We start from the raw sequence: 20,281 nt of genomic DNA on the forward strand, positions 1-20,281 counted from the left end.
TCCAACGTTGGTTCTCCACTTCAGTTTGGAATCCTTCTCCCCGCCGGGGAGAAGGTGGCGGCAGCCGGATGAGGGGTGGGGCTCGCGGAAAGGGATCGACAAGGCGTCGCCCGCTTTCCGCTCCTGCTTCTATGCTCCGCCCGCCCCCTCACCCCAACCCTCTCCCCGGAGGGGAGAGGGGGCTGGCGTTGTGGCTATTGGGTGAGTGCCGCTCAGCCCCGCATCGGTTGCGCCGCGCGCCGCCGCGCATCCAGCGCCACCGCCACGAACAGGCCCAGGCCCAGGCCGCCGAGCAGGCCCACGCCCAGGATCAGCACGCGGTTCGGCGCCACCGGGTGGTCCGGCTGGTAGATCGGCCACGGCATCGAGGTGGCGAACGTGTAGTTGGCGCTCATCCGCGCGGCCAGGTCGCTGCGCGCATTGCGCAGCTCGCGCACCTCGGTGTCCTTGTTCGCCAGCAGCAGGCCGGCGGCCACGGCATTGCCCTGCCCGGCCACGCCATCCTTGCCGGCCGCCTGCTGCAGGCCATCGCGTTCGGCGGTCGCCGTGCGCAGGTCGGCCTGCACTTCGTCCAGGCGCGCCCGCGCCTGCGCCAGGGGCTCGGCCAGCAGCTGGCCGTGGATGGCCTGCAGGCGCTCGACCGTCGCCAGCACCAGGCGCCTGGCCTGTTCCGGGGAGGCCGCGCGCACGCTGAGCTTGATCAGGCCGGCATAGAACGACGGCTCGGCCTTCAGGCTCGCGCGATATCCGCGGGCTTCGGGCGAATTCGCCGCCAGCCCCGCGCTCTGCGTCACCTCGTCCTGGAACGAGCGCGTCTGCAGGCGATCGAGCACGCGCTGGAACGGTTCCGGCCGCGGGTCCTGCCCCGCCGGCGCGGTACCGACCTGGCCCACCTGCACCCAGGCGGTGGCTTCGTAGCGCGGCTTGGCCAGGAACGCGTAGGCGACGGCCAGCGCCACCACGGCCAGCAGCGCCACGGCGAAACCGCGCCACTGGCGGGTGAGCAGGCGCCACAGATCGATCAGGTAGATTTCGTCATGGTGCATGGTGGTCGACTCGGGACAAGGAGAAGGAAGGCGGCGGCCGGCGCGGCAGCCAGGCGGCGAACAGCTGCATCAGCAGGCATAGCGCGATGAAACCCGCGCTCATGAAGGTGTAGGCCTGCGGCGCGAACGGCGCCATCGCGGCGACATAGGCCATGCGCAGGAAGATCAGCAGCGAGAACAGCGAGGTGGACGCGCACAGCCGCCGCGCGCTCCACACCAGCATCGCGTACAGCCCCAGCATCGCCGCCACCGCCCCGGCGGGACCCAGCGCGAGCAGGAACGGGAAATACTCGGTGCCGACATTGATCGTCGGCGAATCCAGCGGAATGCCGGTGCCGGCGGTGACGATGGAACCGCGCAGCGGCACCACCTGGTTCAGCAGGAAATCCGCGTTGTGATACCGCTTGGCCAGCATCGAGGCGAAGTTGTACGGCCCCGCGGTGAGATACAGCAGCAGCCATTTCACGCCAGGCGGCGCTTCGCGGTACAGCGCGCCGAACGGCAGGGTCACGCCCTCCAGCGGCCCCGAACGCAGGATGCCCAGCACCGCGAACAGCACCGCGCCCACCAGGCCCAGCAACAGCACCGCCGGCCACGGCAGGCGCAGCCCGCCCTTGCGCCGCAGCACCAGCACCAGGGCCACCGAGAACAGGCTGGCGAAGATGCGGTTGCGGTCGATCACCAGGATCGGAAACACGATGCCCGCCAGCACCATCGCATAGCGCAGGCCGCGATGGCGCACGCATAGCAACCCAACCGGCGGCAGCACCCAGCACCACGCGGAAAGATGCCGGATATGTTCGCGGCCGCCTTCCATCTGCGCATAGGCGGAAGGTTTATCCAGCAGCGGAATCGGAAACAGCGCCAGGTCCAGCACGCAGAACACCGCCACCAGCGCGCAGAACGCGAAGGCGACCATGGCCTCGCGCGTGCCCGCGTACTCGCGCAGCGCGAAGCGCTCGAACGGCGGCAGGCGCACGCCGCTCAGGGCATCCAGCGCCAGCATCGCCACCGCGCCGGCGATCAGCAGCAGCACGCCGTCGAGATAGCCTTCCGGCAGGTCGTACGTGAGCAGCGTCGCCCCGCAGGCCAGCAGCATCGGCAGGCCCAGGTACGTGGAGGGACGGCGCAACAGGGCTTTCATGCCCGTTCCGCCTGCGGATGCGCCGACGGCAGGCGCAGCTTCGCCAGGCCGCGCAGCGCCAGGCAGGCGGCCATGCGCCAGGCCAGCCGCAGCGGGCGGTGCTGCAGGAAGGCGATCTTGGCGCCGATGAAATGCGCCTGCGCCTTCAGCAGCTGGCGGTCCGGCCCGTCGAACAGTTCCACCCGGCGCAACGCCACCCGTCGCGACTCGGCCAGGTTGGCCACGCGCGTGGCGACGTGGCGGGTCTTGCTCAGGTTGGCATCGTGCAGGCGGTAGGCGCAGACCGGCCGGTCGATAAAGCCCAGCGCATCGCGCGCGACCAGGCGCAGGAAGAAATCCCAGTCGTCGATGCGCAGTTCTTCCGTCCAGCCGGAAATCGCGCCGGGCACGCTACGCCGCAGCAGCGCCACCGGGCCGCCGATCGCCCAATGGCGGATCACCGCGCGGCGGATGCCGTCGTCGGTGGCGTACTGGCGCTTGTCGGCATGGTGCAGGCTGCGCATGCCGCTTTCGTGCACGCGGTTGCCATAGCAGTCGACCACCACCGAATCGCCCACCACCGCCCATTTGCGCGGATGCGCCTGCAGATAGCGCACCTGCGCCTCCAGGCCGCCGGGCAACAGGAAATCATCGCTGGCGCCGAGCTTGAGGAAGTCGCCGCGCGCCAGCGAAGCCAGCTCGTTGAGCGTGGCCGCCACGCCGCGGTTTTCGCGGCGCCGGTAGACGATCGGCAGCGTGCTTTCGTGCCGCGCGATCCACTGCGCGATCTTGCCCGGCGTGCCGTCGATCGAACCGTCGTCGATGATCACCACTTCCTTCGCCGGGTAGGGATCCTCCAGCACGCTGTCCAGGCAGCGCAGCACGAAGCGCTCGTGGTTGTGCGCGGGAATCAGCACCGACACCAGCGGCCATTCGCTGCCCATGGCTACAAGCTCCTCAGGTAGCGGCGCGCCACCAGCAGATTGAAGGCGAGATAGAACAGGTAGTTCACCGCGAACGCGTACACGGCGCCGGGCAGCCCGTACCAGCGGGTAAATACGAAGACCAGGGCCAGATAGCTGGCGGCGAAGACGAATTCCGACAGCACGAACAGGCCGGTCATGGCCTTGGCCAGCATCAGGTACGACAGCACGAACGAGGCGATCTTGATCACGTCGCCGATCAGCTGCGGCCCGTACAGCGCATTGGCGGCGGCGAAGTCGGCGGTGAACAGCGCGCGCGTCACCCATTCGCGCGCCACGTACACCAGCAGGGCCAGCGTCGCCGCGGCCGGCAGCAGCTGGCGCCAGGCCTGGCCCAGCTCGCGCTTCAGCTCCTCGCGCTCGCGCACCGCGGCCAGCCTGGGCAGGTAATAGACGTTGATCGCGGTGGTGAGGAACAGCAGGTAGGCGTCCGACACCCGCGTCACCGCCTGCCAGTAGCCGACCTGCTCCCAGCCGAACTGCGCGGCCAGATGGTCGCGCACCGCGATATTGACCAGCGGCGCGCACAGCGCGGAACTGAGCGTCATCAGCGAGAACGTGGCCAGCCGCACGATCATGTCGCGGTCGTAGCCGGCGCGCAGCATGCCGGGGCGGAAATCCGGGCTGCGCCACCACGCCGGCAGGCCGATCGCCAGCCACAGCAGCTGGCCCAGCACCAGCGCCAGCAGCGCGCCGTACAGACCCTGCTGCCACGACAGCCACGCCGCCAGCAGGATGCTCAGCGCCGAACCCACCACCTGGATGAACACCAGCCGGCGCACGTCCATGAAGCCGTTGATCACCGCCAGCAGATAGTTGCTTACCGCAATGCCGACCTGCGCGAATGCCAGCACCCGCAGCAGGCCTTCGTAGCGCGCATCGTCCAGCAGCCACAGCGCGAGCTGCCGGCTGAACAGCAAGGCAGCCAGGCCCATCAGAATGGCCGCGCACAGCGCATAGCCCAGCGCCGCGCGCAGCAGGCGCGCCAGGCGTTCCGGATCGTCGCGGTACTCGGCCACGTATTTGACGATGGCCGCGCTGATCCCGCCGCCGGCCAGCACCGCCAGCAGCGACATCAGGCTCATGAACTGGCCGAGCTTGCCTACGCCGTCCGGCCCGGCCGCCCACGCCACCAGTTTCACCACCACCAGGCCCGCGAGCAGGCGCGCGGCGGTGCCGATGGCGCTGTACAGGCCGGCGCGGGCGATGCTCATGCGCTGCCCTTGAAGCTGCGGCAGGCGGCGATAACGCGTTCCACCGCCGCGTCGTCCAGCGCCGGATTCAGCGGCAGGCTCAGCACTTCCGCATGCAGCCGCTCGGCCACCGGCAGCTGCAGGCGATGCCATTGCGCATAGGCGGGCTGGCGATGCGCCGGCACCGGGTAATGCACCTGGGTGTGGATGCCGTGCGCCTGCAGATGGCGCTGCAAGGCATCGCGCCGCCGGCTGCGCACCACGAACAGATGCCAGACGTGGCCTTCCTCGCGCGCCACCGGCGGCAACGCGATGGCCGGGTTGTCGATGCCTTCGCAATAGCGCCGCGCGATGCGGCGGCGGAGCAGGATCTCTTCGTCCAGATGCGCCAGCTTCACCCGCAGCAGCGCGGCCTGCATTTCGTCCAGGCGCGAATTCACGCCCTGGAACTGGTGCTGATACTTGGTTTCGGAGCCGTAGTTGCGCAAGGCCGCGACACGGCGCGCCAGCGCATCGTCGCTGGTGGTGACCGCGCCGCCGTCGCCGAGCGCGCCGAGGTTCTTGGTCGGGAAAAAGCTGAAGGCCGCCGCATCGCCGAAGGCACCGGCCTTGCAACCATCGAGCGATGCGCCATGCGCCTGCGCGGCATCCTCGATCAGCAGCAGTCCGCGGCGGCGCGCCAAGGCGGCCAGCGCCGGCATCTCGGCCAGCTGCCCATACAGATGCACCGCGATGATGGCGCGCGTGCGCGGCCCGATCGCCTGCTCCACCTGGGCCGGATCGAGATTGAAGGTCAGCGGATCCGGCTCCACCGGCACCGGCACCAGCCCGCTCTGGCTCACCGCCAGGAAGGTGGCGATAAAGGTGTTGGCGGGCACGATCACCTCGTCGCCCTCGCGCAGCGCACCCAGGCCGCGCCAAGCACGCAGGATCAGCGCCAGCGCATCCAGCCCGTTGCCCACGCCCAGCGCATGGCGCACGCCGCAGTAGTCGGCGAACTCGCGCTCGAACGCTTCCAGCTCCGCGCCCAGGATGTACCAGCCCGAGTCGATCACGCGCGCGGCCGCGGCTTTCAGCGCCTCGGCGTAGCGCGCGTTGACCGCCTGCAGGTCGAAGAACGGGACGCTCATGCGAACTCCCATTCGTAGCAATCGTGCACCGCGGCGCGCGCGCCGAAGCGCTCCTTCTGCGCGACCAGCCCGGCGTTCAGCACGCGCCCGGCCTGCTCGGTGGAAATGCCGAAGCTGAAGTGGCGCTTGTGCGCATAGCTGTGCTCGATCAGTTCGGCCAGCAGCAGGCTCAGCGCATGGCGCTGGCGGCCGGCTTCGGAGGCGGCCAGGTATTGGGTGTGGGCTGCAGGACCGAGGTCGTAGACGAGCGCGGCGGCCAGCACTTCGTGTTCGTCCGCCACTTCGTGCAGCACGATCTGCTGCGGGAAACGGCCCTGCAGCAGGCGCAGCTCGGCCAGCGAATGGACCGGCGTGGCTTCGTGCCTGGCCAGTACGTCCGTCAGCAGCGCGTGGAAGGGTGCGAGATCGCCGCCGGTACGCACACTCAGCCCGGCCTTGCGTGCCTTGGCCACCGCACGGCGGCGCTCGCCGGTGAATTCGAACGGCTCGCGCAATGCGATTACCGAAGACAGGTCGCGCCGCACCAGCCGGGCGCCCAGGCGATGCAGCGCATAGAGATCTTCTTCCGCGGGATAGGCATGGAATACATGCGGCACGGCCTTGTAGAGCAGCCGCTTCGCACCCAGGGCGCGGTAGTGCCCGGCGATCTTTTCGAATGCTTCCAGCGCCGCCTCGGCACGCAGCGCCCGCGAGCTGATCAGCCCCGCATAAGTCAGCCCGCCATGGCTGCTGACCTGCTCGCCGTCGCGGTTGGCCGGCAGCACGGCGACCGGTTCGCCGTCCTTCTCGATCAGCAGCGAGGCGTCGGCGAAGCGCTCGGCGTGATAGTCCATGTAGCCGCGCAGGTGCAGCAGGTTGCCATTGCGCGAACGCGCCACCAGCGCATCCCAGGCCGCGGCGTCGGCGGGCGTGTAAGGCTTAACCGAGAGCATGCGCGCCCTCCGCGACGGCCTGGTCCGCCTTGCCTTCGAACGTAGCCTCGGCCAGGCCGAAGCCGGCCATGCCCATGTCGTTGCCGTTGTAGAACATCAGCAGCTTGCTGCCGTGGCGCAGCAGCGCCGGATAGCTCAGCGCGCGCGCATCCCAGCCGTCGCGGGACGGCGCGATGCCCAGCGCCTCGTCGTGGCGTTCCCAATGCACGCCGTCGTCGCTGAACGCCACGCCGGGCTGATAGCGTCCCGCGCGGTCGCCCCAGGTGAAGTACATGACGTAGCGTCCGCCGAGCCGGTACACGCGCGGCCGCCCGATACGGTATTCGTCGCCGCGGGGCAGCAGGCAGATGCGGTCGCCGCGCGGGATGGCGCCAAGGTCGCGCGTCTCGGTGCAGCAGATGTGATAGCGCGGAAACGGCCGGCCGCCGATCGATTCCCAGTCGTCGCCTACCGCGTACCACAGGCGCCACAGGCCTTGCTCGTAATGCGCGCTGTGGATGGCGGCGATGGTGCTGCGGCGCGGCGCGCGATCCAGGATCGGCGTCTCCTGCACACGCTGGAAGCGCTGTCCGCCGTCGGTGGACAGCGCCAGTCCGCTGAAGGCGAGGAACTTGGCCTTGGCCACTTGCTGGAAGCCCACGTAGAACAGATGCAGCCCGCCGGGTGCATCCACCACGTCGCCCAGGATCATGCCGTTGTCGTCGAAGCAGCCGCCGCGGCCGACATCCAGCGCCGGCCTGGTGCTGACGCCGAGCACGCGCGTGGGCTCTGCCGCCGCCAGGTCGACATAGCCGAGCCGGCTGACGCCGGCATCGTCGCGAAAGCCCGCATAGACGCGGATGCGCTCTTCGTCGAGCCGCCACGGCGTGGGCGTCAGCGCCGAATGGCGCATCCAGCCGCCGACGCCCTGGCGCGCCACGTCGAAGACCAGTCCGCGCTTGGTCCAGGCGAGTGGGATGGCGGCAGGCATGCGCGCTAGAACCTCACATCCAGGCTGGAGCGGTCCGGCAAGGCGCGCGCAGGCGAGCCGACGTAGACCTTGCCCGGTTCGGTATCGCGCACCACCAGGGCGCCGGAGCCGATCACATTGTCGGCCGCCACTTTCACGCCGTCGTTGAAGGTGGCGTTGACGCCGACGAAGCTGCTTTCGCCGATGTCGCAGAAGCCCGAGATCACCGCGTGCGAGGCGACGAACACATGGTCGCGCACCACCGTGCGGTGCCCGACGTGATTGCCGCTCCACAGGATGCAGTTGTTGCCCACCGTGACGAAGGGCTGGACCACGTTGTGCTCGAAGATGAAGCTGTTCTCGCCGATCTCCACATTGCGCCAGACGAAGGCGCGGCTGCTCACGTAGCTGGCGAAGCGGTAGCCCCTGGCCTTGGCGTCGAGATAGAAACGCGTGCGCAGGCGGTTGAGGCCCGTGGCGGGAATCGCCACGAACAACTCGGCGTCGCCGGGTGCGTAGCGCGAGGCAAGCTCCTCGTAAGCCAGCACCGGGCGGCCTTCCAGCTCGGTGTCCTTCAGGTGCGCGCGTTCTACGCTGAAGGCGACCACGTCGTAGTCGCTGTCGTGCTCGAAGTATTCGAGCGCGATCCGCGCCATCTCGCCCGCGCCGATCAGCACCAGCGGCCGGCTCATGCCACCGCGCCCCCGAGGCGGCGGAAGCCGTTGGCTTCGCGCAGGAATTCGTCGTAGTCGGTGATGTAGTCGGCCGGATCGTAGAACTGGTCGGCCAGCACCATCAGCACGCAGTCGTCGCTGAAGCCGTACAGCTCGCGCCACACCATGTCGCCCAGCAGCAGGCCCTGGCTCGGGTCGTTCAGCACCACCTCGACCGGGCCGGTACCGTCGTCCAGCAGGATGGTCACCGAGCCGCGCACGGCCACCGCCAGCTGCTTGAGGTGGCGGTGCGCATGGCGGCCGCGGTGCACGTTCGGCTCGGTGGCGTACACGTAGTACACCCGCCGGATCTCGAACGGCACGTTGCGCTCCTGTTCCAAGGCCACGAGCATGCCGCCGTGGTCGCCGTGCTGCTGAAACTGGATGCGTTCGATGTCCATCGTGGCTGGCTCTTCGCTCGTGTGAGAACGACCTGTTCGAGGCTGAGTGCCGGTGGCGCAGCGAAAGGTTGCAGCGATGCATTCCATCCCAGCGACAACCTGCTCCCTCTCCCCTGCGGGGAGAGGGTTGGGGTGAGGGGCCGGGCGGAGCGGAAAGCGAACGGTCTTCTCAAGCTCCAGAGCTTTTTCTGTGCTTCGTAAAAACACTGTGGCTAGAGCGTCCCCCTCACCCCAGCCCTCTCCCCGCAGGGGAGAGGGAGCAAGTTGTCGCAACCTTTTTGGCTCGATCCAGCACCTACGCCTCGACACGACGCGCGGGGATCGCCGGATGGGTTCGAGGTACCAGGACAAGGCCGACATGCCGATGCCGGGCAGCACGCCCGCCGTCGGCGGCCGCACGGAAACGCAGGAACCGCTGCGCCGCCCGCGCGGCATGGCGATCCTGCACTGGGGCACGGTGCTGCTGCTGATCGCCGCCGCCGCCTTCGCGCTGATCCGCGACGAAGTCGCCGGCCGCGTCGCGCGCCAATGGCTGCTGGAAGGCCATCGCCATACCGGCCTGCTGGTGCTGCTGCTGGCGGTGCTGCGCATCGGCCTGCGCCTGCGTCACGGGCGCCTGCCGCAGGCCGTCCATTCGCGCGTCATCCGCATCGCCGCGTGGCTCACCCATGCCGCGCTGTATCTGATCCTGCTCGCGCTGCCGCTGGTCGGCTGGGCGCTGAGCAATGCCGAGGGCAAGCCGGTGACTCTGTTCGGCGCCGCCCTGCCCGCGCTGGTGGCGGACGACGAAGACCTCGCCGACGCCCTGCTCGTATGGCACCAGGACATCGCCTGGGCCTTGCTCGCCCTGGTGCTGCTGCATATCGGCGCCGCGCTCTATCACCACTTCGTGCGGCGCGACGACGTGCTGCGCGCGATGTGGCCGTGGCGTTCGCGCTGAATCTTTCGCTGTAACCCCTCGCGCAAGTCCCCCATCCCGACACACCAAGGAGGTTTCATGCTGTCTCTGCCGTATCGCCGGATGGCGCGCCGCACGCGGAACATGACCGTGCTGTACGGCGTGGGCGCCGCCTTCTCGCTGGCCTGCACCACCGCGCAGGCCATTCCCGTCTATGCCCGCCAGACCGGCGCCGCCTGCGCCGACTGCCACGCCGGCTCCTATGGCCCGGCGCTCACGCCCTACGGCATGCGCTTCAAGCTCAACGGCTATACCGACACCGACGGCAAGGGCTTCAAGATCCCGGTGGCCGCGCAACTGATCGGCACGCGCTCGGTGCCGGCGCGCGGCGAGAGCTCCAACCGGCTGACCGAAGCGGACGTCTATCTGGCCGGACGCCTGACCGAGCAGGTCGGCGGCTATGTGAAAGTGACCAGCAACAACGACGGCCACAACCGCTTCGACACCAAGCTGAGCGACTTGGACCTGCGCTTCGTCGCCAAGGAGCTGAAGCTCGGCGGCAAGGACCTCACGCTGGGCGTGAGCGTCAACAACAATCCCGGTTTCCAGGATCCGATCGCCGCCCTGCCCGCGGCATCTTCGCTGGGTCCGCCGGGCGTGACCGGCACCGTGCTCAATCCGTCCAGCCCGAATGCGCCGGCCAACCGCGTGTTCGGCGCCACCGTGTACGGCTTGTACGACTCGCGCTGGTACGGCGAGCTGGGCACCTACAACTCGATGCAGCGCTCCACCCAGGACCGCCTCGGCTACAACCCCAATGGCGACCCGGGCAAGCTGCACGACACCGGCTATGCGCGCTTCGCCTACATGCGCGACATGCGGCGGCAGTTCTTCTCCGCGGGCGTGGTCGCGCTCACCACCAAGCGCGAGCTGCCGCGCACCGGCGGCCCGATGGACCGGCTCACCGACCTGGGCTACGACCTCACCTACCAGTTCCTCGGCAACCGCGAGCACATCGTGCAGCTGAGCTACGTGAACATCCTGGAGCGGCGCAAATACGGCAGCACGCCGGCCAGCCCGATCGCGCCGGGCCTGCTGGCCAAGCCGCGCGGCACGGTGCACGACCAGACCCTGACCGTGGCCTACACCTTCAAGCAGAGCTATACCCTGCTGTTCTCGCACCTGGTCAGCACCGGCTCACGCGACGATGCGCGCTTCGTCCCCTACGGCGTGCCGGATACCACCGCCAACCTCGTCAGCCTGTACTGGGCGCCGTTCGGCAAGGACGACTCGTACACCTCGATGGCCAATCTCAAGCTCGCCGCCAACTGGTTCCGCTTCACCCGTTTCAATGGCGCCCGCGACAACATCTTCGGCGCGCCGGGCACCAATGCACGCGACTTCAATGCCTTCTCCCTTACCGCCGCCGTGGCGTTCTGACCGGATCCGATGCGTGAAGACCTCAAGCCTTAAGCGAAACCTTCGAAACCTCGCCCTCGCCGCGCTGGCCTGCGCCTGGATGGCGGCCTCGCCGGCCTTCGCCGGCGATGCGTCGGCCGGCGCCGACGTGTTCAAGAGCGAATGCGCCGAGTGCCACAGCATCAAGGAGGGCCGCAACAAGAAAGGCCCCAGCCTGTTCGGCGTGCTGGGCCGCAAGGCGGCGACGGTGCCGGACTATGAGTACTCCGATGCGCTGCGTGCGCAGTCGTCATGGGTGTGGACACCGGAACAACTGCACAGTTATCTCGCTCAACCGGCCAAGCGCGCCAATCCCGGTACGAAAATGAAATACGATGGGCTGAACGATGCAAAACAGCTCGACGATCTCATTTCCTACCTGGGCACGCTCCACTGACGACACGTTCCGCCGCTGTATGCACTGCCTTGCCGCTACGCCGGATGCTTCCCGGCGTGGCGGCCCTCTGCATGGCGCTGCCGCTGCATGCGGGCACGCTCGGCGGCGGCATCGCACTGAGTTCGCAGCTGGTCGACCGAGGCCAGGCCATCACCAGGGCCACGCCGGTGCTGCAGGGCGTGCTGTCGTGGACCACGCCGGACGGCTGGGCGCTGGGGCTTTCCGCCAGCGCCCAGGCACGCTCGCCGGGAGGCATGGTGGAAGCGATGGGCCAGGTCGCGCACTACTGGACGCTGTCGGACGACTGGTCCATGCAGGCCAGCGCCATCTACTACAAATACCCCATGCGCAGCCGCTTCTTCGACCGCGGCGAAGGCGGACTGCACTGGACCTACCGTGACGTGCTGACCTTCGGCGTGTCGGCCACCCGCTTCACCCACGCCGACCACGAGCGCACCCGGCCGGGCGCGGATGCCACCTTTCACTGGCCGCTGACCGAAGAACTGTCGCTGTCGGTGGGCGCCGGCGTGGCCAAGTCCTATTTCGACCCCTACCCCTATTACCGCTACGGCCATGCCGGCCTGGCGTGGACCCGCGGCGCCTGGCGGGTGGAGCTGGACCGGGTGGCGGCGGATGTGAAGACGCCCCGCTACTGGCGTTCACGTTCGCCCGAGGCGGAGCCCTGGGTGGCGACCGTGCTCTGGTCGTTCTGAGCGCTTGCGACGGATCCCAACCCCGGCGCAACCTTTTCCTATCCGGTCGGCACTCATGGGGACAGCCACGCCGCCCTCCGACCGGTGACCTGATACCCATGAACGAAGCCGATATCGAAGCCGATGCCACCGACCGCGCGCTGTTGCAGCGCATGGCGGCGGGCGACCGCGTGGCCCTGGCCACGCTGTACCGCGGCTACCACGGCCGCCTGACCCGCTTTCTGACGCGCCTGACCCGGCGGCCGGACGTGATCGAGGAAGTCATCAACGACTGCTTCTGGATCGCCTGGCAGAAGGCCGGCACCTTCCAGGGCGATTCGCGGGTATCCACCTGGATCATGGGCATCGCCTACCGCTGCGGCCTGAAGGCCCTGCGCCAGCATGGCGACGAGCCGATCGAGGACGACGCCCTGTACGGCGACCGCGCCCCCAGCCACGACCCCAGCGAAGACCACGAACTGCGCGACTGGCTGGGCAAGGCGCTGGAGCGCCTCACCGTCGACCAGCGCGTGGTGCTGGAGCTGGTCTACGGCGTGGGCCATTCGCTCAACGACGTGGCCGTGATCATGCAGTGCCCGGTGGGCACGGTGAAGGCGCGGCTTTTTCACGCGCGGGTGCGCCTGCGCAATGTGTTGCCGGATCTTGCCGGCGAATCCTCAGCGCACGTTGGAGGTGCGCCATGACGTTTTCGATCAACGCCAGCCGGGATTGCGCCCGCGCCTGGGAAGCCATGCCCTGGGTGCTGCAGGGCAATGCCTCGCCGGAGCAGGCCGAATGGCTGGACGGCCATCTCGCGCAGTGCGAAGCCTGCCGCGCCGAATATGCGCAGCAGATCCGCCTGCGCGACGCGCTGGCGCTGCCGGCCGATGTCGCGGTGGACGCCAACGCCGGCCTGAAGCATCTGCTCGACCGCCTGGACGCGCACGACGCCGAAGCCGCCGCGCCCGCCAGGGCACGCGCGCGCAGCAGCGGCTGGCTGCTGCGCGGCCTGGCCGCCGCGGTGCTGCTGCAGGCGCTGGGCATCGGCATCCTCGGCCTGAAGCTGTATCGCGAACAGGGCGCGGCCGACTACCGCACCTACAGCAGCCAGGACGGCGCCGCCGCGCCGGCCGGGGCGATCCGCGTGATCCCGGATGCCAGCATGAAGGTGGTGGACTGGAATGCCGCGGTGCATGCGCTGCACCTGCAGGTGGTGGGCGGCCCCAACACGGTGGGCGCCTATACCGTGGTGGCCGCCGACACCGCTACCACCCAGGCCGAAGTGGTGCGCCAGCTGCGCGCCACGCGCGGCATCCGCATGGCCGAGCCGGTAGCCTCGGTCCCGTGAAAGCGACGCTGCGCGCCTGCCTCGCCTTCGCCATGGCGCTTGCGCTGGGCGCCTGCGCGTCGGCGCCGGCCGGGCGCGGCAAGGCGGCGGCAATGCCTGCGGCCGCGGCGTCGATGAACAGCCAGCGCGACATCGTGCTGGCCGTGGCCAACCCGCTCGATCCGCCGGGCACGCATGCCGGCTCCAGCCTGCTCGGCTATGCGCCGCCGGGCCATTACGGCGCCGGGCAGCGCGCGGTCTCGCAGCTGGACGAACTGAAGCAGCGCTACGGCCTGCGCGAAGTGGTCGGCTGGCCGATCAAGGCGCTGGGCCTGTTCTGCATCGTGGTGGAACCGCCCGCGGGCGCCGACCGCGAGGCCCTGCTGCAGAACCTGGCCAAGGACGAGCGCGTGAAGCTCGCCCAGCCGCTGCAGGACTACGAAGTCTATGCGGATACGCAGCAGCAGGCCCCGCACAAGTACAACGATCCCTACGCCGACCTGCAGCGCGGCTTCGTCGAGACCGACGCCGCCACCGCGCACGAGACCAGCCAGGGCGGCGGCGTGCACGTGGCCATCGTCGATACCGGCGCGGACGTCACGCATCCCGACCTGCAAGGCCGCATCGCCGACACCCACAACGCGGTGGACGGCGACGCCGCCGCCTTCGACCGCGATGCGCACGGCACCGAAGTGGCCGGCATCATCGCGGCCATGGGCGACAACCACCAGGGCATTGTCGGCATCGCGCCCAAGGCGGTGCTGAGCGTCTACAAGGCCTGCTGGTATCCGGACCGCAACGCCGGCGCGCGCTGCAATTCGTTCACCCTGGCCAAGGCGCTGGCGGCGGTGCTGGACACCGATGCGCGCGTGGTCAATCTCAGCCTGGGCGGCCCGGCCGATCCGCTGCTGGGCAAGCTGCTGGACGAACTGCTGCGGCAGAAGCGCATCGTGGTGGCGGCGCGTCCGCCGGACGGCGACGCCAAGGGTTTTCCCGACAACTCGCCCGGTGTGATCGTGGTGCGTTCCGCCGCCGCCACGCCGGCGCCGCCGGACGTAGTAAGCGCGCCGGGCAGCGACATCCTCACCACCCAGCCGCATGGCGGCTACGACTTCACCTCGGGTTCCTCGATGGCGGCCGCGCACGTCACCGGCATCGTCGCGCTGCTGCTGTCGATCCAGCCGGATCTCGATGCCGCATCGATCCGCAAGCTGCTGCTGATGGATGGCAAGACGGCCAACGGCCAGAGCCAGGTAAACGCGGCACTGGCGGTGCGGGCCCTGCAGAGTTCGCTGCACCACGCCGGGTCGCCTTGACGGCCGCTGCTTCGCGGCCGCGCGCCGCATAGACCTCGACGCTCAGCTCCCTGGCCTTAAATGACATGGCGCAACCGCGCCCGTCATTTTATTCGTATGCGCCTGCGCGATCCTTTACATCTGCGCGGCTCCCGAAGCTCCGGCGCGACATGCCGCGCAGCTTCGCCCGCAACGCCGGCGTTGCGCTTCCCCGATACGAATACCCAGACCATGACGCCCCCTTCCCGCCGCCAGTTCCTGCAGCTCTCCGCCCTTGCCATGGCTTCGGCGGCAACGCCCTGGGCCGACCTCCAGGCCCGCGCCCTGCCCTCGCCCGGCTTCCCGCCGCTGCCGGCGCACCGCCCCACGGGGCAGGAGGCGCTGGACCGGCTGTTGCAAGGCAATGCGCGTTTCGTCGCCGGCAAGGGCTCGGCCGCCTGCCGCACGCCGGAAGACTTCGCCAAGGTGGCGCAGGGCCAGGCGCCGTTCGCCGCCATCATCGCCTGCGCCGATTCGCGCACCGCGCCGGAAATCATCTTCGACCAGGGCGTGGGCCAGCTCTTCACCGTGCGCGCCGCCGGCAACGTGGTGGCCGGCAGCGGGCCGGTGATGAAGGGCAGCATCGAATACGCGGTGGCCGAGCTTGGCGTGTCGCTGATCCTGGTGCTGGGCCACAGCGAATGCGGCGCGATGAAGGCCGCCATCCAGTTCCGCCACGAGCAGAACAAGCCGGCCGGCGCGATCGACGACCTGCTGGAACTGATCTATCCGGCCGTCGATCAGGCCGTGGCGCAGGACGACAAGCTCAGCGGCAAGGCGCTGCAGAAGCAGGTGACCTACAACAACGTCAGCAACGGCGTGCAGCGGCTGCGCGGGCTGGATCCGATCATCGCGCCGGCGGTGCGTTCGGGGGCGTTGATGGTGGCGGGTGCGGTGCATGATCTGGCCACGGGTACGGTGACGGTGTGGCCGAAGCTGGCTTGATGCTGGCCGAAGCAATGCTCGTCATTCCGGCGCAGGCCGGACGAGCGCGCAGCGCGAAGAACGCCCGCAGGGCGGCCCCGAAGGGGTGAGCGAAGCGAATCATCCAGTAACCGCGCCGCCTGGTTTTCGGCAGAACGTTCAAGAGCAGCGCTCTGGGACTGCACGCTCCATAAAGCGCATCGCTACTGGATTCCGGCCTGCGCCGGAATGACGGAGGTTGGGGCTCCGTGCCTGCGGCGATATTCCGCTGGCGTTACTCCCAGGTACTGCACAAACGCACGCCGCAGATGATCGGCGTTGGAGAAGCCGCACAGCGCGGCCACCTGCCTGGGCGCATGGGCGCCTGCTCCAGACGAGCAGCCGGCTCACTCGCCGATCGCGTGGAAAACCTTGTCCGACGCCAGCGAGAGCAGGATCTTCGAGGCAGGCAGATAGGCGCAGCGCACGGCATCGCCCTTGCGCAGCTCGTTGAATACGCGCTCGGGCACGGCGAAGTTGCCGGGTTCCTTCAGCGGCGGCACCACCACGCGGATCAGGCAGTCGGGCGTGCCGCCGTTGCGGGCGAGATAGAAGCGGTCGCCGACGATGCCGTCGACGACCAGCTTCGAACCGACTTTCAGATCCTCGGCCAGCCGCTTCGCCTTGCGGCGCAGCGCCCACAGGAAGAAACCCGCCATCGGCAGCAGCATGCCGCCCAGCATCAGGAACACCCAGGCGTGCTTGTCGTGGCGATGTCCGAGGAAGGCGCCGGTCAGGCCGATCAGCAGGCATAACGCGCCGACGGCCATCATCAGAGTGGAGGCAACGGCGAGCACGCCTCGCGCCGTGCGCTGCGGCGACGCCGACCAGTAGGCCTCGACGGCCTCGCGCTCCCGCGGCGTGAGCCGCACGCGCGTGCCCGGCATGGCGGGGACTCGACGAGCGGCCATCTAAACCATGGCCCGCTGCGTTCTTACCGATCCCATCGCGCATTCCCTCGCAGGCCGGACCGCCCGGCGGGCCGCACCATGACATGCAGCCCGCCGCAGCGACAAGCCGCGGCTAGAAATTCACACGGAAGCCCGCCGAGGCGCGCCATCCACCGGCCAGTGCATCCGTCCGCGATGCATGCCCGGCTTCCGCATACGCACTCCACGTCAAACCGAACGCCACCCGCCCGCCCACGGCCACCTCGCGTGTGGTGGCGTGGCGCGCCGGCAGGATCACCGGCAGCGAACCACCGTCGAGCGAGGCGGTGATATCGGGGCGGTCGCCCACCGTATGCACCACCGCCACGCGGGCGTAGGCATCGCCGGTCAAGGTCGGGCCGAGGAAAAAGCTCTGGCCGAACAGCATGCCGGCGCGGGACATGAAGGTGTGGTTGCGCTGCGTATCGAAGCGCACGCGGTTGCTGGCCGTGTACCCGACCGCCCCGATCGAACCATAGGCCGCCTGCACCTGCGGCTCGATATAGCCGCCATGTTCGCCGCGGAAACGGCGGCCCACGCGCACCGACACGCTGGATGCGCGCGCATGGTAGCGGCCGGAGGTGACGCCGAAAGCGTCGCGCGAGGTGTAGTTGTCGCCCAGTCGCCCGGTGCGCGCCACAGCGTCGGCAAACAAACCGTTGCCCGTATTCCACACGCCATAGACGCCGACCGAATCGCCGCGCAGATCGGCGCTGCCGTTCTGCAGGTCGGCGCGGGATTGCGCATGCGTATACACCACGCCGACAGTGCCGCGGCCCTGGTCGGCATCCGCGCGCCATTCCGCACCGGCGCTGACGTTGGTGGCGTTCTGCCGGTAGCTGCGGCCGTCCGCGCTGTCGCCCTTCAGGCTGCCGCCGTCCGTATCGGCCCAGAAGGCGGAGCCGGCCGGCGCGTCGTCCAGGCGCGATGCTTCGCTGCGGCGGGAGACGGCGCGCTCGTCCAGTTGCCAGAGATTGGTCAGTGCAAGCGCGGCGTCGGCGGCGACCAGTACGCCGGTGGAGGGCGCGATCGCCACGTTGCCGGCGGCCGGATCGGAAGCGGCCGTGCCGGTGGCGGGTGGCGTGCCGCCGCTTGTAGTGGTGCCGCTGCCGGTGTTGGCATTCCCACCCGTCGTCGTGCCGCTGCCGGCGCCGGTATTCGAACCCGTCGTCGCGCCGCCGCCGCCGCCGGAGCCGGAGCCGGAGCCGGTGCCCGTGGTGCCGCCGCCATTCGGCGGCGCGCTCGATCCATCGCCAGCGATATCGATACCCGCCAGCAGGATCTGCCGATGATCCGCGCTCAGGCTCACCCGCGGCGTATAGCTGAAACGCACCAGCGCGTTCTGATAGGTGCCGCTCCACTGACCCGACAACCCGGCAGCGGCCAGGAAATTCGCCGTGCCGTTCGCCGCCGTGCTGGCGTCGACGATCACGATCGGACTGGCGGCGAGGATCGACGTGCCGGTGCGCAAGCTGGTGGCATTGATCCAGGACGTATCGTCCAGCGCCGGGTCGTACGCCAGGCGCACGTTCTGCGTGCCTTGCGCGCTGAACGAGCTGACGCCGCTGCCGAACACCACCTTGTCCGCCGTGCCGTTGCGCACGTCGCTGAGCAAGGTGAACGCAGCGCCGTCGGCAAGACTGACCGCCGCGCCGCTACCCGCACTGCTGCCGATCTGCAGCGTACGCAGGCTGTATGCCGGCACGCTGCCAGGCGCAAAGCTGCCCCAGCTGGCGGCCATGTCGATCGCACTGCCGCTGCCTACGCTGAGGCTGCCGGCGCCGAAGTCGGTGGCCAGGGCGCCGCTGCCGGCGGCGATCCAGCGCGCGCCGTTGTTCACCACCAGGTTGGCCGCGCCCACGGTGCCGTCCGTATCGGCCAGCACCAGGCCGTTGAGCCAGGAGCCGGAAGTATCGAGCTTCAGATTCAGCGTGCCGAGGAAGCCGCCGCTGTTCGAAGCGGTGAGCACATCGCCCTGGATGGCGACGGCATGGCCGCCGCCCTGGTTGATGTTGGTGGTGGCCGACGCCCCGGCCGTGGGCCGCGTGACCACGCCGTAGTGATTGGCCGCCGTCGAGCCCGCCGCCTTGGCGATGGACAGCGCGCCGTTGAAGTCCGCCGCGCCGTAGTTGGCCACACCATAGGTGGCGCCGGCCTTTTCCGACACCGTGATATCGACATCGCTGGCCGCCGTGAACGACATGCCGTTGCGGATGCCGTACGCCGAATGCGTGCCCTGGTTGCCGGTCGGCAGCAGCCGCACCAGCTTGCCCGCGGTGGCCAGGGTCATGCGGCCGTTGTTGTCGATGCCCAGCACGTCCGAGTCGCCCTCGAAGGTGCCGTTGGTGGCGGTGACGGTCAGGTTGCCGTCGAAGCGCATGTAGCCGTTGCCGCCATTGCCGCCGAAGTTGTACGCGCCGACGGTGTCGCCGAAGCGGTTGGGGCCGCCCTGCACGGTGATGGTGGCGTCGCCGAAGAACTCGGTCTTGGACAGGCGGTGGCCGGCATTGACGCCGAAAGCGGTGCGGTTGCCGAACGCCGTGATGGTGGTGGTGCCGACCACGCCGATATAGCCGTTGTTGCGGATACCCATCACCGTCGAGCCGCGGGCGATGGCGTACAGCTTCAGGTTGCCGCCGATCTCCGTGCGCGTGGATACGCTGGGGTTCCAGATGCCGTTGACGTTGTCCGACGGGTAGATGCCGCTGGCGGTGAGGTCGACGTTGCCGCTGATGCGCAGGATGCTGCGCCCGTCGCCCATGATCGCGTAGTTGGTGTTGTTGCTGTCCGACTCGGCCGTGAGGTTGCCGTTGATGGTGATGCGGCTGCCGTTGCCGGTGAGATAAATGACGCGCCCATAGCCCGGCGTCGACGCGTGCAGCGTGGTGTCGCCGTTGATGGTGATGCTGGCGAAATCGTCCGCCCACAGCGCGTAGGCATTGCCGTAGATGCTGCCGTTGCCCTTGGAGTTTTTGTCGTTGGCGGTGACGCTGATGGGCCCGTTGACGGTCACCGATTTCGGATCGGACTGCGGGCTGGAGGCAAAGATGCCGATGGCGCTGCCGCCGGTGGTGCCGGTGGCCGGCACGTCGCGCGTGGCGGTGATCGACACGTTGCCCGCGGTGGCGTCGATCACGCTGGACGAGGAAGACGAGGTGATGCCCACGCCCACCACTTGCGTGTTGGCCGATTCCACGTTGATGGCATCGCCCTGGGCCAGGGTGTAGGTAGGCGTGCCGTTGTTGCTGGTGATGATGTAGCCGGGGTTGTAGCCGCCGCTGCCGCCGGGCGCATCGTTGCCGGCCACGCCGGTGACCGGTTGCGTATAGACCGTGGCGGCCGCTTCGGCCGGCACCGCCACGCAGGTCAATGCCACCGCGATCGACAGCGCCAGCTCTTGCCTTCTTGCCTGGAGCATGGCCCCGGCACTCCCCTTCGTATGCTGCGTCTTGCCCATGGTCTGGTTTCGGCCGCCGATAAAACGTTGGACAAAGCACGCCACGGCTGGTCATTTCGGGCCAACCCGCGGGAGCTTCATCATGGACGGCGCCACCTTCGGGACACCGCGTTGTCGCGCTGCCGACGCATGCCCTTGCGGGCAAACGGCACGTCCCCTGTAGAACGCGGTCGACTTGCTTGGCGGTGGCTTTAGTAACACACGGGCCGCGCCAGGTGCCGGCGGTGTTGGCGCGGGCGTGACTGCAATCACGCGGGGTTTTTCAGTGCGGTGAGCGGGCGCACATACCGCGAAAAAACATAAAGCAGGTGGTGGATATCGAAAAACATCCACCATTCGCACCAGGCGCGGTCCAG

The 20,281-nt window shown here is 68.9% G+C and carries 19 protein-coding genes; 8 read left to right on the forward strand and 11 right to left on the reverse strand.

The features are described 5' to 3' along the window. Positions 1 to 212: 212 nt before the first annotated feature. The 9 genes from FHW85_RS04330 to FHW85_RS04370 are packed head-to-tail and all read right to left on the reverse strand — an operon-like array spanning position 213 to position 8,470. Positions 213 to 1,046: a Wzz/FepE/Etk N-terminal domain-containing protein gene (locus tag FHW85_RS04330; RefSeq protein ID WP_168647473.1), complete on the reverse strand. Its 834-nt coding sequence runs from the start codon at positions 1,044 to 1,046 to the stop codon at positions 213 to 215. Then, on the reverse strand, positions 1,036 to 2,190 hold the full coding sequence (locus FHW85_RS04335; RefSeq protein ID WP_168647474.1) for a hypothetical protein: 1,155 nt from the start codon (positions 2,188 to 2,190) through the stop codon (positions 1,036 to 1,038). Before FHW85_RS04335 ends, FHW85_RS04330 begins: the two co-directional genes overlap by 11 nt. Then, complete coding sequence (locus tag FHW85_RS04340; RefSeq protein WP_168647475.1) at positions 2,187 to 3,113, reverse strand: glycosyltransferase family 2 protein; 927 nt, start codon at positions 3,111 to 3,113, stop codon at positions 2,187 to 2,189. Before FHW85_RS04340 ends, FHW85_RS04335 begins: the two co-directional genes overlap by 4 nt. A gap of 2 nt (positions 3,114 to 3,115) precedes the next feature. Further along, positions 3,116 to 4,366 (reverse strand): O-antigen translocase, encoded by a 1,251-nt coding sequence (locus FHW85_RS04345; RefSeq protein WP_168647476.1) that lies wholly within the window; start codon positions 4,364 to 4,366, stop codon positions 3,116 to 3,118. Further along, positions 4,363 to 5,475 carry a DegT/DnrJ/EryC1/StrS family aminotransferase gene (locus tag FHW85_RS04350; protein WP_168647477.1) on the reverse strand — a complete coding sequence of 371 codons (1,113 nt, stop codon included), beginning with the start codon at positions 5,473 to 5,475 and terminating at the stop codon, positions 4,363 to 4,365. Before FHW85_RS04350 ends, FHW85_RS04345 begins: the two co-directional genes overlap by 4 nt. Continuing rightward, positions 5,472 to 6,407, reverse strand: coding sequence for a GNAT family N-acetyltransferase (locus FHW85_RS04355; RefSeq protein ID WP_168647478.1), 936 nt, complete (start codon positions 6,405 to 6,407; stop codon positions 5,472 to 5,474). Before FHW85_RS04355 ends, FHW85_RS04350 begins: the two co-directional genes overlap by 4 nt. Further along, on the reverse strand, positions 6,394 to 7,377 hold the full coding sequence (locus tag FHW85_RS04360) for a hypothetical protein (protein WP_168647479.1): 984 nt from the start codon (positions 7,375 to 7,377) through the stop codon (positions 6,394 to 6,396). Before FHW85_RS04360 ends, FHW85_RS04355 begins: the two co-directional genes overlap by 14 nt. 5 nt (positions 7,378 to 7,382) lie before the next feature. Continuing rightward, positions 7,383 to 8,048 (reverse strand): acetyltransferase, encoded by a 666-nt coding sequence (locus FHW85_RS04365; protein ID WP_168647480.1) that lies wholly within the window; start codon positions 8,046 to 8,048, stop codon positions 7,383 to 7,385. Next, the gene (locus tag FHW85_RS04370; protein WP_167257393.1) at positions 8,045 to 8,470 is read right to left on the reverse strand and encodes an FdtA/QdtA family cupin domain-containing protein; all 426 of its coding nucleotides are present in this window, start codon (positions 8,468 to 8,470) and stop codon (positions 8,045 to 8,047) included. The genes FHW85_RS04365 and FHW85_RS04370 overlap by 4 nt, the downstream gene beginning before the upstream one ends. Positions 8,471 to 8,834: 364 nt before the next feature. Between FHW85_RS04370 and FHW85_RS04375 the strand changes: the two genes are divergently transcribed. The 8 genes from FHW85_RS04375 to FHW85_RS04410 all read left to right on the forward strand — a co-directional run bounded on the left by FHW85_RS04375 (position 8,835) and on the right by FHW85_RS04410 (position 15,521). Next, positions 8,835 to 9,410: a cytochrome b/b6 domain-containing protein gene (locus FHW85_RS04375; RefSeq protein WP_246866673.1), complete on the forward strand. Its 576-nt coding sequence runs from the start codon at positions 8,835 to 8,837 to the stop codon at positions 9,408 to 9,410. A gap of 102 nt (positions 9,411 to 9,512) precedes the next feature. Beyond that, the gene (locus FHW85_RS04380; protein ID WP_246866674.1) at positions 9,513 to 10,808 is read left to right on the forward strand and encodes a cytochrome C; all 1,296 of its coding nucleotides are present in this window, start codon (positions 9,513 to 9,515) and stop codon (positions 10,806 to 10,808) included. A 79-nt stretch (positions 10,809 to 10,887) separates the two neighbouring features. Next, positions 10,888 to 11,223, forward strand: coding sequence for a c-type cytochrome (locus FHW85_RS04385; RefSeq protein ID WP_167257484.1), 336 nt, complete (start codon positions 10,888 to 10,890; stop codon positions 11,221 to 11,223). Positions 11,224 to 11,279: 56 nt separating this feature from the next. Next, on the forward strand, positions 11,280 to 11,936 hold the full coding sequence (locus FHW85_RS04390) for a hypothetical protein (protein WP_343203671.1): 657 nt from the start codon (positions 11,280 to 11,282) through the stop codon (positions 11,934 to 11,936). A gap of 98 nt (positions 11,937 to 12,034) precedes the next feature. Further along, positions 12,035 to 12,619: a sigma-70 family RNA polymerase sigma factor gene (locus FHW85_RS04395; RefSeq protein ID WP_167257396.1), complete on the forward strand. Its 585-nt coding sequence runs from the start codon at positions 12,035 to 12,037 to the stop codon at positions 12,617 to 12,619. Beyond that, on the forward strand, positions 12,616 to 13,263 hold the full coding sequence (locus FHW85_RS04400; RefSeq protein WP_168647483.1) for a zf-HC2 domain-containing protein: 648 nt from the start codon (positions 12,616 to 12,618) through the stop codon (positions 13,261 to 13,263). The genes FHW85_RS04395 and FHW85_RS04400 overlap by 4 nt, the downstream gene beginning before the upstream one ends. Positions 13,264 to 13,295: 32 nt before the next feature. Then, on the forward strand, positions 13,296 to 14,558 hold the full coding sequence (locus tag FHW85_RS04405) for a S8 family serine peptidase (RefSeq protein WP_168647706.1): 1,263 nt from the start codon (positions 13,296 to 13,298) through the stop codon (positions 14,556 to 14,558). Between the two features lie 210 nt (positions 14,559 to 14,768). After that, the gene (locus tag FHW85_RS04410) at positions 14,769 to 15,521 is read left to right on the forward strand and encodes a carbonic anhydrase (protein WP_167257398.1); all 753 of its coding nucleotides are present in this window, start codon (positions 14,769 to 14,771) and stop codon (positions 15,519 to 15,521) included. Positions 15,522 to 15,886: 365 nt separating this feature from the next. Here FHW85_RS04410 and FHW85_RS04420 read toward each other — a convergent pair whose 3' ends face one another. Further along, a complete protein-coding gene (locus FHW85_RS04420) occupies positions 15,887 to 16,426 on the reverse strand; it encodes a hypothetical protein (protein ID WP_167257400.1) in 540 nt (179 codons plus the stop codon). A gap of 136 nt (positions 16,427 to 16,562) precedes the next feature. Continuing rightward, entirely contained in the window at positions 16,563 to 19,886 is a 3,324-nt protein-coding gene (locus tag FHW85_RS04425) for an autotransporter outer membrane beta-barrel domain-containing protein (RefSeq protein ID WP_168647484.1), read from the reverse strand. Positions 19,887 to 20,281 lie beyond the last annotated feature (395 nt).

Source organism: Dyella sp. SG609 (assembly GCF_012275375.1).
In the GTDB taxonomy this organism is placed as follows: Bacteria; Pseudomonadota; Gammaproteobacteria; order Xanthomonadales; family Rhodanobacteraceae; genus Dyella_D; species Dyella_D marensis.

Bases quoted from the DNA above. Each gene is read 5' to 3' on its own strand.
- FHW85_RS04330 (WP_168647473.1), bottom strand. From the start codon at position 1,046: ATGCACCATGACGAAATCTACCTGATCGATCTGTGGCGCCTGCTCACC.
- FHW85_RS04335 (WP_168647474.1), bottom strand. From the start codon at position 2,190: ATGAAAGCCCTGTTGCGCCGTCCCTCCACGTACCTGGGCCTGCCGATG.
- FHW85_RS04340 (WP_168647475.1), bottom strand. From the start codon at position 3,113: ATGGGCAGCGAATGGCCGCTGGTGTCGGTGCTGATTCCCGCGCACAAC.
- FHW85_RS04345 (WP_168647476.1), bottom strand. From the start codon at position 4,366: ATGAGCATCGCCCGCGCCGGCCTGTACAGCGCCATCGGCACCGCCGCG.
- FHW85_RS04350 (WP_168647477.1), bottom strand. From the start codon at position 5,475: ATGAGCGTCCCGTTCTTCGACCTGCAGGCGGTCAACGCGCGCTACGCC.
- FHW85_RS04355 (WP_168647478.1), bottom strand. From the start codon at position 6,407: ATGCTCTCGGTTAAGCCTTACACGCCCGCCGACGCCGCGGCCTGGGAT.
- FHW85_RS04360 (WP_168647479.1), bottom strand. From the start codon at position 7,377: ATGCCTGCCGCCATCCCACTCGCCTGGACCAAGCGCGGACTGGTCTTC.
- FHW85_RS04365 (WP_168647480.1), bottom strand. From the start codon at position 8,048: ATGAGCCGGCCGCTGGTGCTGATCGGCGCGGGCGAGATGGCGCGGATC.
- FHW85_RS04370 (WP_167257393.1), bottom strand. From the start codon at position 8,470: ATGGACATCGAACGCATCCAGTTTCAGCAGCACGGCGACCACGGCGGC.
- FHW85_RS04375 (WP_246866673.1), top strand. From the start codon at position 8,835: ATGCCGGGCAGCACGCCCGCCGTCGGCGGCCGCACGGAAACGCAGGAA.
- FHW85_RS04380 (WP_246866674.1), top strand. From the start codon at position 9,513: ATGACCGTGCTGTACGGCGTGGGCGCCGCCTTCTCGCTGGCCTGCACC.
- FHW85_RS04385 (WP_167257484.1), top strand. From the start codon at position 10,888: ATGGCGGCCTCGCCGGCCTTCGCCGGCGATGCGTCGGCCGGCGCCGAC.
- FHW85_RS04395 (WP_167257396.1), top strand. From the start codon at position 12,035: ATGAACGAAGCCGATATCGAAGCCGATGCCACCGACCGCGCGCTGTTG.
- FHW85_RS04400 (WP_168647483.1), top strand. From the start codon at position 12,616: ATGACGTTTTCGATCAACGCCAGCCGGGATTGCGCCCGCGCCTGGGAA.
- FHW85_RS04405 (WP_168647706.1), top strand. From the start codon at position 13,296: ATGGCGCTTGCGCTGGGCGCCTGCGCGTCGGCGCCGGCCGGGCGCGGC.
- FHW85_RS04410 (WP_167257398.1), top strand. From the start codon at position 14,769: ATGACGCCCCCTTCCCGCCGCCAGTTCCTGCAGCTCTCCGCCCTTGCC.
- FHW85_RS04420 (WP_167257400.1), bottom strand. From the start codon at position 16,426: ATGCCGGGCACGCGCGTGCGGCTCACGCCGCGGGAGCGCGAGGCCGTC.
- FHW85_RS04425 (WP_168647484.1), bottom strand. From the start codon at position 19,886: ATGCTCCAGGCAAGAAGGCAAGAGCTGGCGCTGTCGATCGCGGTGGCA.